Here is a 12,441-nt window from a genome sequence, read left to right on the forward strand (position 1 = left end):
AGGTAAAAACGATGCTTAACCGCCCTGCATTTGTGCACTTTAATTTGCAAATTTGCATAACATCCAATCCGCATAGGTAAATGCATTTTTTATATCCCGTTTTTTTGTTTGCGTTATTAACACTGGCTATCCCTGTATTGGTGCACCTGTTCAATTTTAAGCGTTACAAAAAAGTGTATTTCAGTAATGTTCAGTTCCTGAAAGAAGTGCAGGAGCAACAGGCTTCGCGCAGGAATATTAAAGAGCGGTTGATACTGGCAGCACGCATGTTGGCGCTTGCATTTTTAGTTTTTGCCTTTGCCCGCCCGTTCATCCCCGGTAAAGAAGCCGCAAATGCAGGTAAGCAGCAGGTGGTAAGTATTTTTGTTGATAATTCCTATTCCATGCAGAATCTTAGTCCTGAAGGATCTTTGCTTGATGTTGCCAAACAAAAGGCTAAGCAAATAGCGGCGGCATATTCCATGAACGACAGATTTCAGCTACTAACCCAGGATTTTGAGGGCAAACATCAACGCTTATTAAACCGCGAGGAATTTAACGACGCGGTAGACGCTGTAAAGATAAGTCCGCAGAGCAGAACGCTGGATCAGATTATAGCAAGACAACGATCATTAATGGATATGCAGCCTAACGCGGTAAAGAGCAGTTATGTGATATCCGATTTTCAGAAAAACATAAAACCACCAACAGTTATAAGCGATAGTGCTGCGGTAAAGCTGGTGCAATTAAAGGCAAATGTTTTACCAAATGTTGCAGTTGATACAGCCTGGATGCTTAATGCCATCCATCGCCCGGACGAAACCGAAAAAATGGTGGTGCGCTTAAGAAATTACGCTGATAAATCCGCTGAAAGGATTCCTTTAAAGTTGACCATTAACGGCGTGCAAAAAGCTATTGGCAGTTTTACTGTGGATGCCCGATCGTCGCAAACGGATACACTCACTTTTTCGGGCTTAAAGGCAGGCTGGCAGCGTGCCCAGATACAATTGCAGGATAATCCTGTGATATTCGACAACGATTTCTATATGGCTTTTAAAGTGAATGATGTTTTACCGGTATTGTTAATTAATGATGGCACAGCAAATAAATATTTGAAGGCTGTATTCGGCAGTGATGATTTCTTTTTGTCGACAAATGTCAATAGCGGGAATGTTGATTATTCCTCGTTGAATAATTACCCGTTGATAGTTTTAAGTGATATAAAAAATATTTCGACCGGACTGGCGCAACAATTAAATGCTTACACACGCAGGGGGGGTACTTTGATGATCTTTCCGTCCGCTGATGCTGATCTGATTAGTTATCAGGCATTGTTACAGCCCATGGGTGCAGCTTATCCGGTTAAGCTAATTACCGAAGATGTAAGGGCGTCGACCATAAACCTGCGGAGTGCTGTATTTAAAGATATGTTTGAATCGATTCCCCGGAATCCTGATCTGCCAAAAGTGAAAAAATATTATGACTTAAATACGGCAGGTAAAGGTGGTGAAGAATTAATGCGGCTGGCAACCGGGCAGCCTTTATGGGAGTACTGCAACTATTTAAAAGGCAAAGTATACCTGTGTGCGGTTCCCCTTGATGAGCGTTTTAGTAATTTACCTGTGCACGGGCTTTTTGTGCCTGTAATATTCAGGATAGCCCTGTTGAGCGGGCACGATCAACCTTTATTTTACAGTATTGATGATAAAGTGATAGAGACGCCACCGCTGCAATCAACGGAGAAGCAATTAGTAAAGCTTATAAAGGGCGAAAAGGAAATTATACCGGATATAAAACAGCAGGAGGGGGCCACAATAATGTATTTACCCGATGAATTAGCGGAACCCGGAATTTACGACCTTAAAAAACAGGATAGTACAGCAGGAGTTATTGCTTTTAATAATAACAGGAGCGAATCGGATATGAGTTATTTGAATACGGAGCAAATGAGTGAGCTTTTTTTAAAAAAGGCTAAAATATATCCTGGTAACAGGCTTAATGCAACTAATATAAATGCAACTGAAAATTCGGGTCTTCAATTATGGAAACTTTGTATAATTTTGGCACTGATCTTTTTGGCTGCAGAAACATTGCTGATCCGTTTCTATAAAACAAGCACAGGCTTTGTATCACAACCAGGCTGATCACTTAAAACCCACCTTTAAACAGCGCTAATGAATTTGCTTATCAAATCCGCCACTGTTATTGATCCGGCATCCACCCTTAACGGTAAAGTAACCGATATTTTAATTAAAGATGGAATTATCACTAAAATGGGGACTTCCATTACTGATGAAGCCGAAATATTTGAAGCAAAAGGCAGCTATATAGCCCCCGGTTTTTTTGATCTTAACTGTAACATCGGTGAACTGGGATTAGAAACCAAGGAGGATCTTAAAACCGGAACGTCTGCGGCTGCGGCAGGTGGTTTTACAGGTTTAGCATTAATGCCTAACACCCATCCGCCTGTGCATTCAAAGGCGGAAGTGGAGTACCTGCTTAACCGTGCAAAGGGGAATTTAGTGGATATATATCCTCTTGGAACTATCTCCTCTAAACGTGAGGGTAAGGATATGGCTGAAATGTACGATATGTACAACAGCGGGGCCAAAGCGTTTACCGATGGCAACCGCCCTGTGCAGGATTCGGGATTAATGGAGCGTGCCTTATTGTATGTACAGGGTTTTGGTGCTAAAGTAATATCGTACCCCGAGGATGCATTTATTGCCGGTAAGGCAAAAGTTAACGAGGGCGTGGTAAGTACCATGTTGGGAATGAAGGGTATTCCATCGCTCGCTGAAGAACTGATGATAGCGCGAGATCTGTATCTTGCCGAAGAAACAGGCGCATCTATACATTTCACTACCGTGTCAACCGCGAGATCTGTAGCGCTTATAAAGGAGGCACGGAGCAAAGGTATTAAAGTTACCTGCGATGTTGCGGTGTATAACCTGGTGCTCACAGATGAGGCGTTAATGGGCTTTGACAGTCTTTACAAGGTAAAGCCCCCTCTGCGTACCCGTGCAGATGTTGATGCCTTGATTGCAGGTGTAAATGACGGAACTATTGATGCCATAGTGTCGCAGCATACACCACACGAAATAGAATTTAAAGATGTAGAGTTTGAGGTGGCAGAATTTGGAATAACCGGCCTGCAAACAGCGTTTTCCTTAGCCGTAAAAGCAGGGCTTGATGTTGAAATTATAGTGGAAAAATTAGCTATATCTCCGCGTAAAATATTAAATATAGCGGTACCTTTAATTGCCGAAGGACAGCCTGCTAACCTGGTGTTATTTGATATGCAGAAAGAATGGGATTATACCAGGGAAGCTAATCTGTCAAAAAGTTATAATTCGCCGTTCATCGGGCAGAACTTAAAAGGAAAAGTTTTGTTAACCTGTAATAATAATCAACTTTTTAACTCTAAGTAATATGACCGACCCCAAAGTAAGATCAGCTGTTACAAGCGCATTACAGGCTTTTGCTAATTACAGCGATTTTGATGCTGTATCTCTTGATCGTCAAATTGAAGATGTGTTTGCATCAGACGACGACTTTTTAAAGAAAGTTGACTCCCTTGATGAGGTTTTTGATGCTCATCCCCAGGCCGAAGACCTGCGGGAAGTGTTTTTTGATTTGTTGATGATCAATTTTTTTAGCGAGGATGTTAAAAAGCTGGAAGATGATTATCTGGAAACACCGGAATGGGAAAGCATAGAAGAACAAACCCTGGACAGAGGTACCGAACTGTTAAACTTGCTTTTATACCTGAATGAATGTGAGGACGAAGAAATAGATCCGGAATTGGAAGATTATCTGAAAGAGTTTTTGCTGGTTGATGAAGACGAATTTCAGGATGAGTACAGGATATACGAGCCAGTAATAGCAAACCAGATATTGGTGGAAAGTCCCGTTAATGAAATAAATAAAGTAGCTGAAAGCTTGCCTGATGATTCGGAGTTGAAAGAATTGTTTTTTCCGATGATGTGCTTTTTTCAAAATCCATCCCCATCGGCAAACGAAATAGAAAATATAGCGAACAATGCTTCTAATACGCCTTTTGATATGGCGGTTTTAGAAATATTAGTTAGCTTTAATAAATAATCAATTAAACCTTATTAATCATGACTGACCAACTCAGAAGCAAAACTATCAACAATTTGTCGCTTAAATACGGCTTGTTAATAGGAGGCATCTCCATTGTTTTATCGGTAATTTTCAGAATTATAGACCCGCTGTTGCAATTTACCAATACATGGATATCGTTATTAGCATTTGTAATAGTTATAGTTCTATTAGTGATTTTTGGGATAGAAGTACGAAAGAATGTGGGAGGATTTTGGAATTATGGAGAAGCATTCAGAAGCCTTATTATCATGTCGGTATTTATTTCCATATTGACGGTACTTTATAGTTTTATATTATTCAAGTATATTGATCCTGAGTTGCCGACTAAGGTTAATGCCGCAATTTTAGATAATTTAACAACCAAGCTAAGCAATATGGGCCTGGATCAATCTAAGATGGATGAGATAACCAAACCCTTTGAAAACGGGGAATTCGAGGCTAAATTTAAACCAACCTTTAAAAACGAACTTACCAACTTTGGGTTCGGGTTATTGATCTATGCGGTTATTGATCTGATAATAGCTGCCATCATTAAAAAACGGCCACCAATGTTTGCCCCGGTTGTAGAAGATGATTTAGATACTGACCCGGTAGTTTAAATAAGAGTACTTTATACAGAAAAGCCGCTTTATGATTAATAAAGCGGCTTTTTGTATGCAATTGTATAGCTTACTCCAGGCAATTAATGGCATTGGTAATAGCCTCGATAAGTTTTTTATTTAACGAATTGCCGAGTACAATTTCCCATTTGCCGTCTTGACGCTGTAGCCAGTGTACTTGTGAGCCATTATTAATACTGCTTGTTAAAGCTATTTTGTAAATGCTTTCTGTATTGCTATAGATCACTTTTAAAACCTTGGCGCGGTAAGCCTTTTTTAAATGGCTGAATGATATGGTAAATACTTTGGATACCGACAAACTGTTACTGGTATTAGTTTGCCGTTCCTTGTTTACTCTGACAACTTTTAGTTGTACGGGTTTTGGTTTTTGTTGTGCTGTGGTTGACATATTATTGATAATAAGTTATTGCAGATTTTGTAATTCAGTTGTTTGGTATCGGGAAGTTATTATCAATTGCATGCGTTATATATATCTGAATTAAATATTAAACCACAGGTTAAATAATATGTTTTAAAAGCTGCTTGTTTTTTTCCTAATTCAAAAAAAAGGTCGGATAATCTTTATCCGACCTGCTGAGTAACTATTAAATATTAACTGGTTTGTATTATTTGCTTTTTTTGGTATAAATGTAAACTACGCCATATTTAGCTTTGTCGCCATATTTTTTTATAGTATCGGCACCGGTGGCAATATTCATCCTGTCTATATCAAAAGCAGATAATTTTTTAAGGTCTTTTATAGTTGCCTCCTTGCCATCAATAATGATCAACTTATCTGATATCCTGTTAACACCTGAATTATAATTTACGCCAACCACATGATCAGTAGATAATTTATATCCCTTAACAGTTACTGCGTTTAACGATGCTTTGCCATTAATCTTAATCGGATCTAAGTTTTTATCACTGCGGCTAATATATACCTGATCTCCCTCCATTTTATATCCCTGTACTACTACATCCGGCTTAATGGGTTTTAACTGCCCCTGAACGGTGTATAACATGTTACTATTGCCATCAAGCCGTAAAGTATCCCCTTTAACTCTGTTGAGCCGTAATCCGTTTACAGTATGAGATAAATTACCTCTTCCTGTTATTACGATATCAGTTATTTGGCGTTTATGACCCAGTTTTTCCAAGAGTTTTTTGCCTTCTTCAGATCCTTTGGTCGTAATAAACACCACTTTATTTTTGTTTTCGAATCTAAGCTCGCGGTCGGGGCCAAGTAAATTATCTAAACCATCAGCAGATACAATATTTATAGCCTCAATCTGGGTAGGGTCAATGGTTTTGAATTCGGTGCTGTTTATTTTTTTACCATTCAATACAAAATTCATAGAGTCGGTACCTGCAACATGATCAGTTAGAATTATCGACACTCTTTTAGCTGTATCTTTTGATAAACGCAGGGTATCCAGTTTAATGTTAAACTTCTGAATTTTCTTTTCATTGGATAACAATACCCTGAAGTTTTGAGTAACAATGGTATCGGCCTTAGCGATTGTATTTATAGTTGCCTTTTTTAGAGCCAGAGTAACAGGCTTAATAGCATGGTTGAGCCTGATAGATATTGGTTTTGCTACCTCAGCCTTTGTTAAGGTGAAAACTAATAACAATGCGGTTACCGCGGGTATTATTAATACATACCTAGTAAGATTGTAATTGGAAGATCTTTGAGTGTTCATCATAATTATACGTTTTTTTATTGTTGATATATTAAAGTGGTTTACTATGCCGGGGGTGCTATTATTAAAACTTACATTGAGCAGACTGTACTGATAAGCTTTGCTATCGAATCCTTTGTTAAGGATTTTTCTATCGGTTATAAATTCTATGTTTTCTCTTACGGCTTTCTTTATCAGCCAAATTCCCGGGTTAAACCAATAGAAGATACTGCTTAGCTCAGCTATCAGAATATCAATAGAATGCCATCCCTTTACGTGTACCTGTTCGTGTAATAAAATGGCTTTTATATCCTCAGGTTTATGGTTGGCCGGATTGATATAAATACTTCTCCAGAAAGAAAATGGCGCCGCTTTGCCACTTATTACCCTGATATTGTGTCCATGCAGATTGTCCGGTTGCGACTCATGGTATAATTTTAGTAAGGATAGTAACTGTATTGCAAGCCTGATAAAAAGAAAAGCCGCGCCAAGCCAGAAAATTATTGTTGCAACCAACCAATAATCAGGATGGGCTATTTGTTTTACCACATTTTGAGCGGGCAGCTGTAAATTAAGAATAGCATTTTGCACCGTACCGGTAATATCCTCATGTTTCTTTGCAAAGCCGGCGAGGTCTATTTTAGGATAAACCGATGCAAACAATATAGCCGTTACCAAATATACCCTGTTAAGCGAGTAAAAAGTTAAGCGCCTTAGTACAAAATAATAGCCTGCACAAAAAAGCAGCAGGGCAATATTTACTTTAAATAAAAATATAAATAAAGCTGGCATGTCTTAAGATTTAATGTTTCTCTATAAGTTTTATGATCTCTTTTAATTCTACTGCGCTGATCTTTTTTTCGTTAGCGAAAAATGTAACTAAGTCTTTATAAGAGTTTTTAAAATAGTCGCTTACAAAGCCGCTCATAAAGCGTTTTTTGTATTCCTCTTCGTTGATGGCAGGTGTGTAACGATAAGAGTTACCTAATTTTTCGCTTTTTAAAAAACCTTTACGTTCCAGGTTTTTTACAGTTGATGCCAGTGTAGTATAAGGTGGTTTCGGTTCATTTAACTGATCCAAAAAATCCTTAATAAAACCGCTTCCGGTTTGCCATATTGCCTGCATGGCTTCTTCTTCTTGAATTGATAATTTTTCCATCTTTCTACGAATATTTCGTAAATATACGACGTGTTCGTAATAATCCAAATTATTTAACATTTTTTAAGAAAATATGCGCATTACCAGCTTACGTAACTACATAATCAACTTGGTACTTATTCAGATTAATATTAGTTTTGAGGTGAGCTAAAACTTATTAAAACTACTTATCATGCCCTATATAACTACGGTAATAACAGGTGCTACGTCTGGTATAGGCAGAGAAACAGCTTTAGCACTGGCAAAAAAAGACCATGCAGTATACATGCTTGTTCGTGATGTAAAAAAAGGGGAGTTGTTAAGAGATGAAATAACAGGTATAACAAAAAATTCACATGTATATGTAATTGAGTGCGATCTTGCTGATATGCAGAGTATAAATTCAGCTGCCAATACCCTTAAAAGTGGTTTAATGGCAATTAATGTGCTGATAAACAACGCCGGAGGTATTTTTGCACAACGGCAGGAGAGTAAAGACGGTGTTGAACTGACCCTGGCTGTGAATCATTTGGGTCACTTTTTACTTGTACAAAATTTATTGCCCCTGCTGGAACGCGGACAGGCACGCGTAATTAATATAAGTTCGGAAGCGCACCGTATGGGTAAACCAAATTTCAGGGATATACAATCTACTATCGCATATTCGGCATTTAAAGCATATGCCATGAGTAAGTTATTCAATATTTACTTTGCGCGCTCTTTAGCCATAAAATATGGTCCAAAGGGAATATCATCATTCGCCTTGCATCCGGGTGTAGTGAATACTTCTTTTGGTGCCGACCTTAAGGGCCTGGGGAAAATCTTGTTATGGTTTATGCGTCCGTTTATGCTTTCAGCGGAACAGGGTGCGCAAACAAGTGTTTATTTAGCTACCGCGCCACGTATTGATGCGAAAAGCGGCAATTACTTTAAAAATAAACATGTAGTAAATCCTGCGAACATAGCAACCAAAGAAAAAGCCCGAGATAAATTATGGGATATAAGCATGGAAATGGTTGGCCCGTTTTTACAATAAGGGATCAAATTGTAACATTTTTAAGAAGGGTTGCAGTTTTAAATAAATTAAATTAGCTTAGTTGTATTAAATCCTTACCTTGATGAATATAAACAAGAAATTATTAGCTACACTCAGTTTGCTGTCCATAGTGATATTTATGGCTATGTCGCCGCCACAGGCGGAAGAAAAGTTTAAAAATTTAAAGGTTCTTCCTAAAAATATTTCTCATGATGATTTACACCGCGTTATGGACGAATGGGAACACTCATTAGGTGTACATTGTAGCTTTTGTCACGCACGTAATGAAGAAACCAAGAAAATGGACTTTGCAAGTGATGCGAAGCCTGAAAAAGAAATGGCAAGGCATATGTATAAGATGATGACCATGCTCAATAAAAAGTATTTTAAAGCTCAAAAGGATAGTATCGGCATGTATACGGAAACAGGTGTTAATTGTTATACCTGTCACCGTGGAGATGCTCATCCGGAAGTGGTTAGCCCGCCAGAAGAGAAGCGAGGCCCGCGTGGTAATGCTCCCGAAGGAAATCGGCCGCCGCCACCTCCACCCGTAGCGCCAGCTAATTAAATTAAAAGATAAGATATTTCCCCGCCTAAAACGCGGGGATTTTTTTTATTTTCATAGTAAATTACAATCCATCCTTTAAAAATCATTTTTGTTATGAAAAGAGATCATTTATATACGGTATCAAATAACGCTGTATACGACAGAAGAAAATTTATAACGAATACCATTACTATAGCCGGCGGATTAACGCTGTTAGGTACCAATATCTCCTGTGCGGCAAACGGTTATTCGGGTAAAATATATACCGTACAACAGATTATAGATCTGATATTGAAGGAAGGAAACTTGTTGCCAATACCAGATACAGTAGACACTATAAAAGCCGGAAGCGCTGATATGAAGGTTACAGGTATAGTTACAACTATGTTTGCAACAGTAGATGTGATAAAAAAAGCGGCAAAACTAAACGCGAATTTTATTATAGCGCATGAACCTACATTTTATAATCACCGCGACGATACGGATTGGGTGAAAAATAATTCAGTAGTTAAACAGAAGGAGGATTTATTAAAGAAACTTAATATTACTGTATGGCGTTTTCATGATTACATTCATTCATTAAAACCTGACGCGATATATTACGGTGTAGTAAAGAAAGCCGGATGGCTGCCGTATTTTAAAGCAGGCGAGTTGGAGTTGGATATCCCTGCTATTTCGTTACAAAAGCTGGTAGAGCATTTAAAGACATCGTTAAACATATCGCATTTACGTATCATTGGTGATCCGCAACAGATATGCAAAAAGATCGCGTTGTTTCCCGGTGCACCGGGAGGGCAGCGTCAGCAGGCGCTGGCCGAGTCAATAAAGCCAGATGTGTTGATAGTAGGAGAATTGTCGGAATGGGAAACAGCCGAATATATAAGGGATGAACAATTATTGGGTGGTAAAACCTCGCTTATTATTTTAGGCCACGCGGCAAGCGAAACACCCGGAATGGAGTATTTTGTTGATTGGTTACAACCCAAATTGCCTGATATGAAAATCACCTACATCGCATCCGGTGATCCGTTTACCTGGTTGTGATTATAAATTTTGCGCTATTACAAATCCGCTTGCCCAGGCCCACTGGAAATTGTAGCCGCCCAACCAGCCGGTAACATCAACACATTCGCCACCAAAAAATAGTCCGGATATTTTTTTTGCTTCGAGGGTTTTTGAGGATAACTCATCGGTATTAACACCGCCGCTCATTACTTCGGCCTTGTCATAGCCTTTTGTACCTGCGGGTTTTACCTTAAATTCATGTATCAAACTACCAAGACCATCTAACTCTGCTTTTGATAACGATGCCAGGTTTTTTTCTGCTGGTACATAATCGCTTAATGCCTCGGCGAATTTGCGGGTAAATAATCCGGACAGATAAGCAAGCAACATCTTCTTGCCATTCTCTGCTCTTTCTGTTATTATCATGTCAATAATGTCCGCACCGGGCAGCAGGTCTATATAAATATATTCTCCGGGTTTCCAGTAGGATGATATTTGTAAAATAGCCGGGCCGCTTAAACCCCAATGGGTAAATAAAATGTTCTCTTCAAAACTCGCCCTATCATTCCATACCCTGCAAAAAACGCTGTTACCTGATAGCTTTTCGTACCAGGGCTGATCTTTGCCCGTGATGGTAAGCGGGACAAGCGCCGGGTTGGTCTCTGTAATATCTAAGCCAAATTTACGTGCAGTTCTTAAACCGAAATCTGTTGCGCCCATTTTGGGTATTGGTAATCCGCCTGATGCGATCACCACTTTTTGGCAGGTAATATTTTGCTGTTCACCGTTTTTATTAAATTTTACAATAAATCCGTCTTCAATTTGTATAATATCGGTTACCTCGGTGTCGCACCAAATCGGCTGCTCCATATCCCGGCATAGGTCGGTAAATACCTTTACAATATCTTTAGACTTATCACTAACCGGGAAAAGCTGTCCTAATGTTTTTTCTTTGCCGCTGATACCGTAGGTTTCAAAAAAAGATATGGTATCATCCACTGTCCATTGTGCAAAGGCCGATCTGCAAAAATGTTCGTTTTGTGATAGAAATTGCGCCGGTGTAGCATACAGGTTGGTATAATTACATCTGCCGCCTCCGCTTATTAATATTTTGGCACCGGGTTTATCATTTTTTTCGAGTACCAAAGTTCGCTTGCCTAAAAATCCTGCCTGCACGGCACACATTAAGCCACAGGCGCCTCCGCCAATAATTATAGCATCAAAATGGGTTTGTTTTGTTAAATTTGCTGTCATGGATGATGTTTCGCAAATATCAGAATTTGGAAAGATATTTATCTTTTTAATTACAGGTGCTATTTTGGTGGGACTTTTGTTCTTCACCAACAGGATATTGGCGCCTCGTAACCCTACATTTGAGAAACAAACTACCTACGAGTGTGGCGAAGAACCCACCGGCAATGCATGGCTGCCCTTTAATTCGCGGTTTTATGTAATAGCACTGGTGTTTTTGTTGTTTGATGTGGAGATGATCTTCGTTTTTCCATGGGCCACCGTTTTTGGAAATCGTGAGTTATTGGCAAATGACGCCAGATGGGGCTGGTTATCGCTTACAGAAATGTTTGTTTTTTTAGGGATACTGATATTAGGGCTTGTATACGTATGGCGCAAGGGAGACCTTGACTGGATAAAACCCAAACCTGTTTTGCCGATATCAGGAACACATATCCCACAATCTCTGTATGATCAAATAAATATGGATCAAAGTACTTTTAAGGTTAGGGAGTTTGCTTTAGAAACATCGCAGCCTATAACTGAACAACCGGTAGCTGCTAAAACTCCTACACGAAAGCCCATGTTTAAACCAACCTTTAAAAAGCCGGATAATGACGCCTGATATAACTAACGAAAGCGGCGGCGTAGTTGTCACCAAGATGAACGATTTGCTTAACTGGGCGCGCTTATCATCCTTATGGCCGTTAAGTTTTGGCATAGCCTGTTGTGCCATTGAAATGATGGGCTCTATGGCATCTACATATGATCTGGACAGGTTTGGTGTGTTTCCCCGGCCTTCAGCCCGGCAGGCCGATGTTATTATTATTGCCGGAACGGTTACCTTTAAAATGGCGGAGCGTATAAAAAGGCTTTATGAGCAAATGCCCGAGCCTAAGTATGTCATATCAATGGGATCGTGCTCCAACTGCGGAGGCCCGTACTGGCAGCATGGCTACCATGTAGTGAAAGGGGTAGACAGGATAATTCCGGTGGATGTGTATGTACAGGGCTGCCCGCCCCGCCCCGAAGCCCTGATAGGTGCTATACTGGAACTGCAAAAGAAAATAGAGCAGGAGCAACCTGCATAACTT

The 12,441-nt window shown here is 39.5% G+C and carries 13 protein-coding genes; 9 read left to right on the forward strand and 4 right to left on the reverse strand.

The window, feature by feature from the left end; genetic code table 11:
• The first annotated feature begins 80 nt into the window (after nucleotides 1-80).
• Genes I5M19_RS06560 through I5M19_RS06575 form a run of 4 tightly spaced genes read left to right on the forward strand, consistent with a single transcriptional unit; the run spans nucleotide 81 to nucleotide 4,706 of the window.
• A complete protein-coding gene (locus tag I5M19_RS06560) occupies nucleotides 81-2,123 on the forward strand; it encodes a BatA domain-containing protein (protein WP_262895490.1) in 2,043 nt (680 codons plus the stop codon).
• Between the two features lie 30 nt (nucleotides 2,124-2,153).
• Nucleotides 2,154-3,410: a dihydroorotase gene (locus I5M19_RS06565; protein WP_200065406.1), complete on the forward strand. Its 1,257-nt coding sequence runs from the start codon at nucleotides 2,154-2,156 to the stop codon at nucleotides 3,408-3,410.
• Nucleotide 3,411: 1 nt separating this feature from the next.
• Entirely contained in the window at nucleotides 3,412-4,083 is a 672-nt protein-coding gene (locus I5M19_RS06570; RefSeq protein WP_200065407.1) for a hypothetical protein, read from the forward strand.
• A gap of 20 nt (nucleotides 4,084-4,103) precedes the next feature.
• A complete protein-coding gene (locus I5M19_RS06575; protein ID WP_200065408.1) occupies nucleotides 4,104-4,706 on the forward strand; it encodes a DUF4199 domain-containing protein in 603 nt (200 codons plus the stop codon).
• Between the two features lie 70 nt (nucleotides 4,707-4,776).
• On the opposite strand, the gene I5M19_RS06580 is transcribed toward I5M19_RS06575, so the two are convergent.
• The 3 genes from I5M19_RS06580 to I5M19_RS06590 form a co-directional block, all read right to left on the reverse strand.
• Nucleotides 4,777-5,115 (reverse strand): hypothetical protein, encoded by a 339-nt coding sequence (locus I5M19_RS06580; RefSeq protein WP_200065409.1) that lies wholly within the window; start codon nucleotides 5,113-5,115, stop codon nucleotides 4,777-4,779.
• 217 nt (nucleotides 5,116-5,332) lie between these two features.
• Nucleotides 5,333-7,183 (reverse strand): M56 family metallopeptidase, encoded by a 1,851-nt coding sequence (locus tag I5M19_RS06585; RefSeq protein WP_200065410.1) that lies wholly within the window; start codon nucleotides 7,181-7,183, stop codon nucleotides 5,333-5,335.
• Between the two features lie 10 nt (nucleotides 7,184-7,193).
• On the reverse strand, nucleotides 7,194-7,550 hold the full coding sequence (locus I5M19_RS06590) for a BlaI/MecI/CopY family transcriptional regulator (RefSeq protein ID WP_200065411.1): 357 nt from the start codon (nucleotides 7,548-7,550) through the stop codon (nucleotides 7,194-7,196).
• A 172-nt stretch (nucleotides 7,551-7,722) separates the two neighbouring features.
• Here I5M19_RS06590 and I5M19_RS06595 point away from each other — a divergent pair, with 172 nt between their 5' ends.
• The 3 genes from I5M19_RS06595 (at nucleotide 7,723) to I5M19_RS06605 (ending at nucleotide 10,156) form a co-directional block, all read left to right on the forward strand.
• Nucleotides 7,723-8,565 (forward strand): SDR family NAD(P)-dependent oxidoreductase, encoded by an 843-nt coding sequence (locus I5M19_RS06595; protein ID WP_200065412.1) that lies wholly within the window; start codon nucleotides 7,723-7,725, stop codon nucleotides 8,563-8,565.
• 82 nt (nucleotides 8,566-8,647) lie between these two features.
• Nucleotides 8,648-9,133, forward strand: a complete 486-nt coding sequence (locus tag I5M19_RS06600) for a c-type cytochrome (protein WP_200065413.1) — start codon at nucleotides 8,648-8,650, stop codon at nucleotides 9,131-9,133.
• Nucleotides 9,134-9,226: 93 nt separating this feature from the next.
• Complete coding sequence (locus tag I5M19_RS06605) at nucleotides 9,227-10,156, forward strand: Nif3-like dinuclear metal center hexameric protein (protein WP_200065414.1); 930 nt, start codon at nucleotides 9,227-9,229, stop codon at nucleotides 10,154-10,156.
• Here the strand turns inward: I5M19_RS06605 and I5M19_RS06610 are convergent, their stop codons facing one another.
• Nucleotides 10,157-11,371, reverse strand: coding sequence for a BaiN/RdsA family NAD(P)/FAD-dependent oxidoreductase (locus I5M19_RS06610; protein WP_200065415.1), 1,215 nt, complete (start codon nucleotides 11,369-11,371; stop codon nucleotides 10,157-10,159). It lies immediately after the preceding gene.
• Here I5M19_RS06610 and I5M19_RS06615 point away from each other — a divergent pair.
• Entirely contained in the window at nucleotides 11,370-11,972 is a 603-nt protein-coding gene (locus I5M19_RS06615; RefSeq protein WP_200065416.1) for an NADH-quinone oxidoreductase subunit A, read from the forward strand. The two genes, I5M19_RS06610 and I5M19_RS06615, sit on opposite strands and share 2 nt — an antisense overlap.
• Nucleotides 11,962-12,438, forward strand: a complete 477-nt coding sequence (locus I5M19_RS06620; RefSeq protein ID WP_200065417.1) for an NADH-quinone oxidoreductase subunit B — start codon at nucleotides 11,962-11,964, stop codon at nucleotides 12,436-12,438. The genes I5M19_RS06615 and I5M19_RS06620 overlap by 11 nt, the downstream gene beginning before the upstream one ends.
• The last annotated feature ends 3 nt before the right edge of the window (nucleotides 12,439-12,441 follow it).

The sequence above is a fragment of the Mucilaginibacter segetis genome (genome assembly GCF_016522075.1).
In the GTDB taxonomy this organism is placed as follows: Bacteria; Bacteroidota; Bacteroidia; order Sphingobacteriales; family Sphingobacteriaceae; genus Mucilaginibacter; species Mucilaginibacter segetis.

Coding starts and splice junctions, on each gene's coding strand:
- I5M19_RS06605 (WP_200065414.1), top strand. CDS start 9,227: ATGAAAAGAGATCATTTATATACGGTATCAAATAACGCTGTATACGAC.
- I5M19_RS06570 (WP_200065407.1), top strand. CDS start 3,412: ATGACCGACCCCAAAGTAAGATCAGCTGTTACAAGCGCATTACAGGCT.
- I5M19_RS06585 (WP_200065410.1), bottom strand. CDS start 7,183: ATGCCAGCTTTATTTATATTTTTATTTAAAGTAAATATTGCCCTGCTG.
- I5M19_RS06595 (WP_200065412.1), top strand. CDS start 7,723: ATGCCCTATATAACTACGGTAATAACAGGTGCTACGTCTGGTATAGGC.
- I5M19_RS06560 (WP_262895490.1), top strand. CDS start 81: ATGCATTTTTTATATCCCGTTTTTTTGTTTGCGTTATTAACACTGGCT.
- I5M19_RS06565 (WP_200065406.1), top strand. CDS start 2,154: ATGAATTTGCTTATCAAATCCGCCACTGTTATTGATCCGGCATCCACC.
- I5M19_RS06615 (WP_200065416.1), top strand. CDS start 11,370: ATGGATGATGTTTCGCAAATATCAGAATTTGGAAAGATATTTATCTTT.
- I5M19_RS06620 (WP_200065417.1), top strand. CDS start 11,962: ATGACGCCTGATATAACTAACGAAAGCGGCGGCGTAGTTGTCACCAAG.
- I5M19_RS06590 (WP_200065411.1), bottom strand. CDS start 7,550: ATGGAAAAATTATCAATTCAAGAAGAAGAAGCCATGCAGGCAATATGG.
- I5M19_RS06575 (WP_200065408.1), top strand. CDS start 4,104: ATGACTGACCAACTCAGAAGCAAAACTATCAACAATTTGTCGCTTAAA.
- I5M19_RS06580 (WP_200065409.1), bottom strand. CDS start 5,115: ATGTCAACCACAGCACAACAAAAACCAAAACCCGTACAACTAAAAGTT.
- I5M19_RS06610 (WP_200065415.1), bottom strand. CDS start 11,371: ATGACAGCAAATTTAACAAAACAAACCCATTTTGATGCTATAATTATT.
- I5M19_RS06600 (WP_200065413.1), top strand. CDS start 8,648: ATGAATATAAACAAGAAATTATTAGCTACACTCAGTTTGCTGTCCATA.